Below are 9,597 nucleotides of genomic sequence, written 5' to 3'. Positions count from 1 at the left end.
TCCTTCAGGTCCCTGTGGGCGGGCTCGGCCGGCAGCTTTGCGGCAACGAGATCAGGAAAGTGGATGTCTCTTCAGGGCCCTCAAGAGCCTTTCACGGTTCAAAGCTGAAAAGCTGCTCTGCGACTCAGAGCAGCCATCGGACAATCAAGCAATCCGCGAATGCTTGCGGCCCCTCGCCTACGTTCGCTGCCGCCATCGCTCCGACGCCAACTCCTGAGACAGCCACGTCACGAGCGCCGAAACGCGGGCCACGCCTTGCCGTCGTTTCGGCACATGGGCCCGGAACCAGGTCTCCTGCAGCGCAAAGGAAGGCAGCACCCGCTGCAGCGAACCATCGTCGAGCGCCTGCTGCGCCACGTAGGCCGGCAGTGCGGCGATGCCGAGACCTGCCCGGGCGGCGCCCAGCAGCGTGCGGTTGTCGTCGGCCAGAAGACGCGGTCGCAGGTCCACCGCGATCGCGCCGCGGTTGCTCTGAAACTGCCAGCTCGAGCCCGAAGGCTTGAAGCATAGGCAGCTGTGGTCGACCAACTCGCGCGGATGCGCCGGTGAACCGTGGGCGGCCAGATATGCGGGTGCGGCGCAGACCACGGCGTCGACAGGGCACAGCGGGATGTCGACGACGCCCTCGTAGCTCGCCGCGCGCCCGCTGATCGCGACGTCGAAGCCCTGCTCTGCGGGGTTGGTCGACAGGTCGACCAACGCGAGTTCGAGCGTGATGCCGTCGTGAGTGCGCAAAAAGCGGCACAACGCCTCGCCGAGGAACAGCATCGTGAGCGTGGTCGGCGCCATCACGCGCAGGTGGCCCTCGAGCTTGCTCTCGTCGGTCGACACGCTCTCGAGCAACTCGTCGAAGCTGTGGACCAGCGCCCCGGCGCGCGACTGGAACTTCTCGCCCGCCTCGGTGAGCCGGACCGCACGGGTCGTGCGCTCGAACAGTCGCGTGCCCAGGTGCTTCTCCAACTGCCCGATGCGCTTCGCGACCACCGATGGCACGACGCCGAGCTGACGCGCCGCCTCGGTGAAGCCGCCGTAGCGGGCCACCAGCGCAAAGGTCTTCACATGCAGATAGGTGTCCATATTCGTTCCAAATATCGTTGACTGATACTCTTAAATTGCTTCAATTGTGCTTGATCTTCATCAATAAAATTGCGAAAACGAGCCGGAAAGAGCTTCGACAACCCTCACCGGAGACACGACATGATGAAATCCTTCCCCGGCCTGCTGGCCGCCGCAGGCGCGACGCTCGGCCTCTTGGGCTCCGTTCAGGCCCAGGGCCAGAGCTACCCGACCAAGCCGATCAAGATCGTCACGCCCTTTCCGGCGGGCCAAGGCCCTGACGTGCTGCTGCGCATCCTGGCCGACAAGATGGGCATGACGCTGGGCCAGCCGGTCATCGTCGACAACCGGCCCGGCGCCAGCGGCTTCATTGCCTTCGATGCCGTGAAGCGGGCCGCACCGGATGGCTACACCCTGGGCCAGATCGACAGCTTCCAGGTCGGCACACAGCCGCACCTCTTCACCAAGCTCCCCTACAACGTCCTGAAGGACTTCGATCCCATCACGCCGCTGGTTCGCAACAGCTTCTTTGTTGCAGTGCCCGCCAACTCGAAGTGGACCACGATGAGCGACCTGATCGCCGCTGCGAAGGCCAAGCCGGGCGCCGTGTCGTATGGATCGTGGAATGTCGCGAGTCCCGCGCATCTGGGCGGCCTGCTGCTCGAGTCGACCACGGGCACCAAGATGACGCACATCCCGTTCAAGGAAACGTCGCAGCTCTACCAGTCGGTCGCCAATGGCGAAGTCGACTGGGCGATCGGCAGCGCCGCCTCCGCGGGCTCGTTGCAGCAAGCCGGCAAGCTGCGCTTCATTGCGGTCGCTGCACCGAAGCGAACCGCAGGTTTTGCCGACGTGCCAACGGCGAAGGAAGCGGGCGCGCCGGCCGGTTGGGAAGTCAGTGGATGGAACGGGCTGCTGGCGCCAAAGGGCACGCCTCAGGACGTGATCCTCAAGATCAACGAAGCGGTCATCAAGGCGCTCAACGAACCCGATGTGCGCGCAAAGCTGGCCACCTTCACCTACGAGCCCTACACGATGAAGCCCACCGAGATGACCCGGCTCATGGGAGACGAGATCGCCAAGTGGGGTCCGACCATCAAGGAAGCGAGCATCAAGCTCGATTGAGCCGGCGCTCGCTCGCCCGTATAGGAAGCAATCCATGGCACGCAAACACATCGATGTCGAAGTCTCGGGTGTGCGGCAGCTGACGCCGCGCGTTCGCGAGTTCCGCCTGCGCACGCTCGACGGCGCGCCGCTGCCGGCCTACGGACCCGGTGCGCACGTCGAGGTCCATACCGGCAACGAACAGACCGGCCTGATCGTGCGCCACTACTCGCTGATCGGCGGCGACGTGGAGGCGGACGATGCCCGCAACACCTGCCGCATCGCGGTGCAGCGCGAGGACCGCGGCGGCGGCTCAGCCTACATTCACGCGAACTTCGAGGTCGGCACACGACTGCGTATCTCGGCGCCCGCGAACAACTTTCCTTTGGATCGACGCGACCATCACAGCCTGCTGATCGCAGGCGGCATCGGCATCACGCCCATCTTCTCGATGGTTCGCGGCCTGGCTCGGCGCAGGCGCGAATTCACGGTGGTCTATGCCGGGCGAGAGCCGGAATTCATGGCGTACCGCGAGGCGATGGTTGCGCTGGCGGGGCCACGCGTCCACCTGCACCTCAGCGGTGGTCAGGACACGGGCAAGCTCGATCTGAACGCGCTGATCGCGGCGCAGCCGGCCGGCACGACCGCCTATGTCTGCGGTCCCGCGTCGATGGTGGAGGCAACCCATGCAGCCGGCCGTGCCGCGGGCTGGGAGGCGGAACGCATCCGCAGCGAACTCTTCGGCGCCGGCCCGCAGGGCGATGAAGTGGCTTTCGACGTCGAGCTCAAGCGCTCGGGCCGCGTGGTCCGGGTCGGCAAGGACGTGAGCATCCTCGACGCGCTGATGGCTGCCAAGGTCGACGTGCTGTGGGATTGCCGGCGTGGCGAATGCGGTCTCTGCCCGCAGAGCGTGCTGAAGGCGGACGGCCCGATCCAGCACCGCGACCAGTACCTGTCGCACGAGGAGCGCGAGGCCGCCGACACCCTGTGCATCTGCGTTTCGCGCATCCGCGGCGAGCGTCTGGTGCTCGACCTCTGATCCATCGGAAAGGACCCCCATCATGGAAAAAGTTCTGGAACACATCGTCGAGCAGGTGATCCTGCATCCGCGCGCACCGCTGGCCGAGCCCGCCTTCGAGGCTGGCGGCTTCGCCGACCACAACACGCCGCTGATCCGCAACTGCTGGTACGTCGCCGCGCTGAGCAGCGAGGTCTCGCGCGAACTCACGAGCCGGCGCCTGCTCGGCATCGACGTGGCGCTGTACCGCACGCTGGCCGGCGAGCCGGTCGCGGTGCGCAACCGCTGCCCGCACCGTTCCTTCCCACTCGCGAAGGGCCGGTTGGAGGGCGACACGCTGATCTGCGGTTACCACGGCATGCAGTTCGACCCCTCGGGGCGCTGCGTCAACATGCCCTCGATGCCCAACGTGCCGACGAACGCGCAGGTCCGCAGCTTCGACGTCGTCGAGCGTGCACCGCTGATCTGGATCTGGATGGGCGACCCTGACCAGGCCGACGAAGCGCTGATTCCCGATACGCACTGGCTGAACGACCCGGGCTGGAAGAGCGTCAGCGGCCAGTTTCACCTGAAATCCGACTACGTGTCGATGCACGAGAACTTGCTTGATCAGACGCATTTCCCCTTCCTGCATCCCGGTGCCATCGGGACACCCGAATACGCGCGCTCCAAGCTCAAGATCCGGCGCGACGGCGAGGTCGTCATCATCGACCGCCTGCTCAAAAATTCGCCGCCGCCGGGCGTCTATGCGGTTCCCACCGGCCTCACCGGCAAGCCGGTCGATCGCTATTCCGAGGCGCGCTTCCAATCGCCGGCGCTGCACACCGCCTTCGCGAAGATCGTCGACCCCACGCCGCCGCCCGGCGCCATCGCCGAGTACCGCTTCAACATCACGCACATCTTCACACCCGAGACCAACGGCAGCATCCACTACTGGTGGTTCAACTCACGCAACTTCGACCTGGAGAACAAGGCCTCGGACGATTACCTGCACGCGGCCTCTGCCAAGGCCTACCTCGAGGACGTCGACGCGCTCGAATGGATCCTCGACGTGGTGCAGAAGGACACCGAGCAGCAGTTCGACCTCAACTTCGCGCCCGACAAACCAGGCCTGCTGATGCGTCGCGCGCTCTACGACCGCGCCGCGGCCGAAGCCGGCTACGTCCTCTGACCGGTCGCATTCAAGGAACGCAGCAATGGCCAGAATCATTGGGTGCATCGGCACCTCGCACGTGCCGACCATCGGCGTGGCCTACGACAAGGGCAAGCAGCAGGATCCGGCTTGGAAGCCGCTGTTCGACGGCTACTTGCCGGTGGCTGACTGGCTGGCCAAGCAGAAGGTGGACGCGCTGGTCATGATCTACAACGACCATTGCACCAGCCTCTTCTTCGATCTCTACCCCACGTTCGCGCTCGGCGTCGGCGTCGAGTTCCAGGTGRCCGATGAGGGTGCCGGCCTGCGCGACCTGCCGCCGATCCGGGGCGACGTCGAACTTCAGGCCCACGTCGCGGAGTCGTTGGTCAACGACGAATTCGACATCGCGATCTTCCAGGACAAGCCGATCGATCACGGCTGTGCGTCGCCGCTGCCCCTTCTGTGGCCTCACAAGCCCGACTGGCCCGGCACCGTGGTGCCGATCGCGGTCAACGTGCTGCAGTTCCCGCTGCCGACGCCGCGCCGCTGCTGGCGGCTGGGCCAGGCCATCCGCCGCGCGATCGAGTCCTATCCGAAGGATCTGCGCGTGGTGGTGGTCGGCACCGGCGGRCTCTCCCACCAGGTGCATGGCGAGCGCACGGGCTTCAACAACGAGGAATGGGACGCGCGCTTCCTCGAACTGCTCGAGCACGATCCGGAGCAGCTCACGCGCATGACGCACGCCGACTTCATCCGGCTCGGCGGCGCCGAAAGCGTGGAGCAGATCATGTGGCTTGCGATGCGCGGCGCCATGAGCCCGCGCGTGCGCAAGCTCCACCAGAACTACTACCTGGCAACCACCACCGCGATGACGGTCGCGCTGTTCGAGGACCTGCCCGAAGGAGCCGCCGCATGAACCCCCAGCTCAAAGGCGTCGAGGCGATCGCCGGCACTTACGTGTTCGACCTGCGCGTGAGCCATCGCGCACTGAAGCTCAACCGCTTCTTCTGGCAGATGATCGGCAAGCCCTGGCGTGAGCGTTTCGAGGCTGATCCCGAGCAACTGATGACCGAGGCCGGCCTGAGCGAAGAGGAGAAGCGATTGGTGCGTACCCGCGACTGGATCGGCCTGATCCGCCATGGCGCCAACTTCTTCGTGCTCGAAAAGTTTGCGCGCGTGGCGAAAACGACCAACCTCGAGGTCTACGCATCGATGCGCGGCGAGAGCTTCGAGGACTTCATGAAGACTCGCCGGGTGCCCGACGCGCGATAAGACGACGCGGCCCCGATGCCACCCACGACGACCAAGGAGACTGACTTGACTCAACCGACTGCAGTGGACGTCAAGGCGTTCATCAACGAGCGACCCATGTCCGCAGCCCAGTGGCTGCTGCTGGCCCTGTGCTTCCTGATCGTTGCCGCCGACGGCATCGACGTGGCGATCATGGGCTTCATCGCCCCCGCGATCGTGCAGGAGTGGGGCATCTCCCGCGCGAGCTTCGGCCTGGTGATGAGCGCCGCGCCCTTCGGCCTCGTGCTGGGCGCGCTGGTGGCGGGCCCGTCGTCCGACCGCTTCGGGCGCAAGAAGGTGCTGATCGCGTCGGTGCTACTGTTCGGTGCCTTCACGCTGGTGACAGCCTTCACGCGCGACCCGATGGAGATGGCGATCCTGCGGCTGTTGACGGGGCTCGGCCTCGGTGCCGCGATGCCCAACACCACCACGCTGCTGTCCGAGTACGCGCCCGAGAAGCGCCGCTCGCTGCTGATCACGATCATGTTCACAGGCTTCGGCGTCGGCTCGGCCGCGGTGGGCTTCGCGGCCGCATACCTCATCCCCGCGCATGGCTGGCGCTCGGTGCTGCTCATGGGTGGCCTGCTGCCGTTGCTGCTGGTGCCCTTCCTGTTGCTGTACCTGCCCGAGTCGGCGCGCTTCATGGTCGTGCGCAGCCGCAAGCCCGAGGACATCGCAGCGACACTGGGCCGGGTCTGCCGCGCCACCTTCGCGGCCGGCACCACCTTCTTCGCGCCCGAGCCGCCTGTGACGACCAAGCGGCCGATCGGCGTGCTGTTCTCGCCGGGCTACGGCCTTATGACGGCCTCGCTGTGGGTCACCTACTTCATGGGMCTGCTGGTCATCTACCTGATCACCGGTTGGCTGCCCACGCTGATCAAGGATGCCGGCCTGCCGATCTCGACCGCTGCCAACATCACGGCGATGTTCCAGACCGGTGGCACGGTCGGCGCGATCCTGGCGGGCTGGGCCATGGACCGCATGCGGCCGACCTGGGTCATCGCGGGTTCCTACCTCGGCGGTGCGCTCTGCGTGATCGGCGTCGGCGCCACTGGCGCACTCTCGGGCTCGCTGTTCCTGTGGGTGCTCGCCGCCGGCTTCTTCATGAACGGCGCGCAGACCGGCCTCAACGCCTTCGCGCCGAATTGCTATCCTACTGTGGCCCGTGCCACCGGCGTGAGCTGGATGCTGGGCATGGGTCGCTTCGGCAGCATCCTGGGCTCGGCGGTAGGCGGCGTRCTGGTCGGGCTCGGATGGGGCTTCGGCGCGATCGTCTCTGCGCTGGCCGTTCCGGCGGCGATCGCGGGGCTGGCCATCTTGATGAGCCGACGCAGTGGGCAGGTTTTGCCTGCCCAAGCTGTAGGCGTTGCGCATTAGAGATTCTGCGGCGCCGACGGTCTGCATCCGAGGGAAAGCGGTCAGCTGCGGTCGAACACCGAGCGCCTGCTCTTGGCCGACATCGCCAACGCGTTGAGGTTCGGGCTATCGACTGAGCACTCAAGTGCCGGATGTTTCCTGACTACCGCCCCGAGTCGGCTATCCAGAGTCTGAAGCGGTCATTCAGCCGTCATTCCCGAGGGACCGCTCCTGGCCGCCTTCTGCCGGTCGCACTGCTCCTAGGTTTGCTGGTCCCGCGCACTCCCGCGCCTCCGCGATGCTCTCGCTACTGGACTATTGTTAGTGTGGGATCAATCCTCCCCCTCCCCTCTTCGGCCGGCATGGGAAGCGGGGGAGGCGGCGCGAAGTCCGCTTGCACTCGGTCGATGTTCGGGATACCCCGATAGCGCAGCACGCGGTACCCAGCAGCCTTGAGTTGCGCATCGCGCTTCTCGTCTCGGGCCTTCTTGCCGTCATGGCTGCCATCATCCAGTTCGACGATCGCGACGACTTTGAACGACTTCTCGCAGATCACAAAGTCTGCCCGCTTCCTGTCGAAGGTATTGCGAACTGCCCTAGACCTGGCTGAAAGCAAGGCACCGAACGAGACCTGAGAAAGGACGATGAGATCCGGCAAGGCCCCTCGCAGCCGAAAGTACATCGCTTGCTCGTTTCTAGTCAGCGGCCACGTAGCGTGCGCGATCTCCTGGGAACCTTTGCCTCGCTGCAAGAGCCTGGCGATGACCATCAATGCCAAGAAGCCAAGCGCTACGGCAGTCAGGAAAGACATGGACCCCTTCATCCTCGCTCCATTTGTTTTGTTGCGGAGGGAGTATGCGGTGCGTGCTCGGGTAGGCGCCGCAGCCGAGCACAGGCTGTTTGCGCATTTATTGACCTGTTTGCCCATTAAATTGTCTGTTTGCGCATTTAATGACCTAGAACACGATCGGCACGGGCACCATGTCGTTGATGGTGATCCGACCCTTGACGATGTCGCCCGGGCCGTCGAAGAGAGCCACGACAACCGAGTTGACCCACTTGGTGCGGAACTTCGGTGCCACGAAGAGCATCGTCCGCGCAGGTGGGTGCTGAAAGGTCAGCTCGAGGGCCGAAGCCAGCCAGCGTGCGCTGACCGGAGGCTGCATGCCCCGCTCCGACTTGATGATCAGACACGCGGCGTCGCCGCGCTCCATCGTTGCGAAGTCCGTGATGACAAGGTTGTCCTTCGCGCGCGGCTTGTGCGACGAATCGGGAAACCACGATGCTTGCGGGCTGTTCATTTCTTCTTCCTGGTTGACATCCTCCCCGCCCTTGAAGGACAAGGATTCCTGCTCAGGCGGACTGCGCTTTACGCACAAGCCACCCTTTCGGAGGGTTCCTGCTTCGCAGGGTCTGCGTGCTTTGTCCTTGCGGACGCCGCGCGTCTGACCACCCCTCCACAGGCATAGGATCTCGGGCTTGCGCCGTCCAGGACGCGTGCCCCGCGGCCAGATTGTTCTTTGCGGCGTTGACGTCCGCATGGCCGCAAGCCACGCATGCGAAGAACGCTTGCGTCTTTCTGTTTTCAATAGCCTCGTGTCAATAGCCTCGTGTCCGCACATGCGGCACATGCGGCACATGCGGCACATGCGGCTGGTGTAGGCCGGATTCACGGCCAGCACCTGGCCTCCGACGACAGCCAGCTTGTACTCGAGCTCGCGTCTGAACTCGCCCCAGGCGGCATCCTGGATGCCGCGATTGAGGCCTGCCTTCTGGCGGACCTTCCTGCCTGGCCTGTCCGCGCTACCGCGCGCCGAGGCGCTCATCGCCGCAACGCGCAGGTCCTCGATCGCGATCACCGGATGCTGCGCCGCCAATCCAGTTGTGAGCTTGTCCAGCCAGTCGTTGCGCTGCTGCGCGATGCGCCTGTGCAGCGCGCGCAGCTTCACGACCGCCTTATTGCGAATGCACGAGCCCTTGACCTTGCGGCTGACGCTGCGCTGGTAGCGCCGCAGGCGCCGTTGCTGTGCGGCCAGCGCCGCGAGCGGCTCGATGAGTCGCCCATCCGAAAGGCCCGCGAAGTTGGCGACTCCCAGATCGATGCCGAGCGTAGGCGCGACGCCGGCCGCCGACAGCACGCCGGGCTGAAGCGTCTGGATCGCCACATACCAGCGGTCCCCCTCGCGGCTGACGCTGGCATTGCGCAGATCGTCCACGACCTGCCGGCTCATGCGCATGCGCACCCAGCCGAGCTTCGGAAGCTGGAGGCGTCCATTCGCCGCGTCCAGCTTGAATTGCTTTCGGTCCGGAAAGCGAATACCAGGCTCTTCGCCGCGCTTCTTGAAGCGCGGGTAGCCTGACTTTCTGCCAGCCTTCACGTTCGCGAAGAAGGTCTGGAACGCCGCGTCCAGGCGCGTCAAGACCTGCTGCTGGGGATGTACGGGGCCTTCGGCCGGCCACCGCGTATCCGACGCTGCGCGCCAGGTCGTGAGCCACTTCGCCATGGCCACGTAGTTCGCGTAGGGCTCGCCACGCTCACGGCGAGCGCCCTGCTCGGCCAGCGCATGATTCCAGACCCAGCGCATCATGCCCGCCGCGTAGCGGAGCAATTGCTTCTTCTGCGTCGGACGCGGGCGAA

At 65.3% G+C, this 9,597-nt stretch carries 9 protein-coding genes; 6 read left to right on the top strand and 3 right to left on the bottom strand.

Features of this window, described 5'->3' with window-relative positions:
- Positions 1-177: 177 nt before the first annotated feature.
- Entirely contained in the window at positions 178-1,077 is a 900-nt protein-coding gene (locus AC1DY5_RS11335) for a LysR family transcriptional regulator (protein ID WP_478111383.1), read from the bottom strand.
- Between the two features lie 120 nt (positions 1,078-1,197).
- Here AC1DY5_RS11335 and AC1DY5_RS11330 point away from each other — a divergent pair, with 120 nt between their 5' ends.
- From AC1DY5_RS11330 to AC1DY5_RS11305, 6 genes are read left to right on the top strand one after another with little or no spacing between them, the layout of a single operon-like run.
- Positions 1,198-2,181 (top strand): Bug family tripartite tricarboxylate transporter substrate binding protein, encoded by a 984-nt coding sequence (locus AC1DY5_RS11330; RefSeq protein WP_478111382.1) that lies wholly within the window; start codon positions 1,198-1,200, stop codon positions 2,179-2,181.
- Between the two features lie 34 nt (positions 2,182-2,215).
- The gene (locus tag AC1DY5_RS11325) at positions 2,216-3,199 is read left to right on the top strand and encodes a PDR/VanB family oxidoreductase (RefSeq protein WP_478111381.1); all 984 of its coding nucleotides are present in this window, start codon (positions 2,216-2,218) and stop codon (positions 3,197-3,199) included.
- A 22-nt stretch (positions 3,200-3,221) separates the two neighbouring features.
- Positions 3,222-4,349: a Rieske 2Fe-2S domain-containing protein gene (locus tag AC1DY5_RS11320; protein WP_478111380.1), complete on the top strand. Its 1,128-nt coding sequence runs from the start codon at positions 3,222-3,224 to the stop codon at positions 4,347-4,349.
- 25 nt (positions 4,350-4,374) lie between these two features.
- Positions 4,375-5,229: a gallate dioxygenase gene (locus tag AC1DY5_RS11315; protein ID WP_478111379.1), complete on the top strand. Its 855-nt coding sequence runs from the start codon at positions 4,375-4,377 to the stop codon at positions 5,227-5,229.
- Positions 5,226-5,585: a protocatechuate 3,4-dioxygenase gene (locus AC1DY5_RS11310; RefSeq protein ID WP_478111378.1), complete on the top strand. Its 360-nt coding sequence runs from the start codon at positions 5,226-5,228 to the stop codon at positions 5,583-5,585. The genes AC1DY5_RS11315 and AC1DY5_RS11310 overlap by 4 nt, the downstream gene beginning before the upstream one ends.
- A 45-nt stretch (positions 5,586-5,630) precedes the next feature.
- Positions 5,631-6,980, top strand: coding sequence for an MFS transporter (locus AC1DY5_RS11305; protein WP_478111377.1), 1,350 nt, complete (start codon positions 5,631-5,633; stop codon positions 6,978-6,980).
- Between the two features lie 286 nt (positions 6,981-7,266).
- Here the strand turns inward: AC1DY5_RS11305 and AC1DY5_RS11300 are convergent, their stop codons facing one another.
- Together AC1DY5_RS11300 and AC1DY5_RS11295 are read right to left on the bottom strand one after the other, a co-directional pair.
- Positions 7,267-7,770 (bottom strand): DUF2726 domain-containing protein, encoded by a 504-nt coding sequence (locus tag AC1DY5_RS11300; protein ID WP_478111376.1) that lies wholly within the window; start codon positions 7,768-7,770, stop codon positions 7,267-7,269.
- A gap of 145 nt (positions 7,771-7,915) precedes the next feature.
- Entirely contained in the window at positions 7,916-9,568 is a 1,653-nt protein-coding gene (locus AC1DY5_RS11295) for an RNA-guided endonuclease InsQ/TnpB family protein (RefSeq protein WP_478111375.1), read from the bottom strand.
- Between the last annotated feature and the right edge of the window lie 29 nt (positions 9,569-9,597).

Source organism: Variovorax sp. P4_D9 (assembly GCF_056401695.1).
This window is presented reverse-complemented; position numbering and strand designations above follow the sequence as displayed.

Excerpts from the sequence above, each read along its gene's own strand:
- AC1DY5_RS11300 (WP_478111376.1), bottom strand. The coding sequence starts at position 7,770 with ATGTCTTTCCTGACTGCCGTAGCGCTTGGCTTCTTGGCATTGATGGTC.
- AC1DY5_RS11325 (WP_478111381.1), top strand. The coding sequence starts at position 2,216 with ATGGCACGCAAACACATCGATGTCGAAGTCTCGGGTGTGCGGCAGCTG.
- AC1DY5_RS11335 (WP_478111383.1), bottom strand. The coding sequence starts at position 1,077 with ATGGACACCTATCTGCATGTGAAGACCTTTGCGCTGGTGGCCCGCTAC.
- AC1DY5_RS11310 (WP_478111378.1), top strand. The coding sequence starts at position 5,226 with ATGAACCCCCAGCTCAAAGGCGTCGAGGCGATCGCCGGCACTTACGTG.
- AC1DY5_RS11320 (WP_478111380.1), top strand. The coding sequence starts at position 3,222 with ATGGAAAAAGTTCTGGAACACATCGTCGAGCAGGTGATCCTGCATCCG.
- AC1DY5_RS11330 (WP_478111382.1), top strand. The coding sequence starts at position 1,198 with ATGATGAAATCCTTCCCCGGCCTGCTGGCCGCCGCAGGCGCGACGCTC.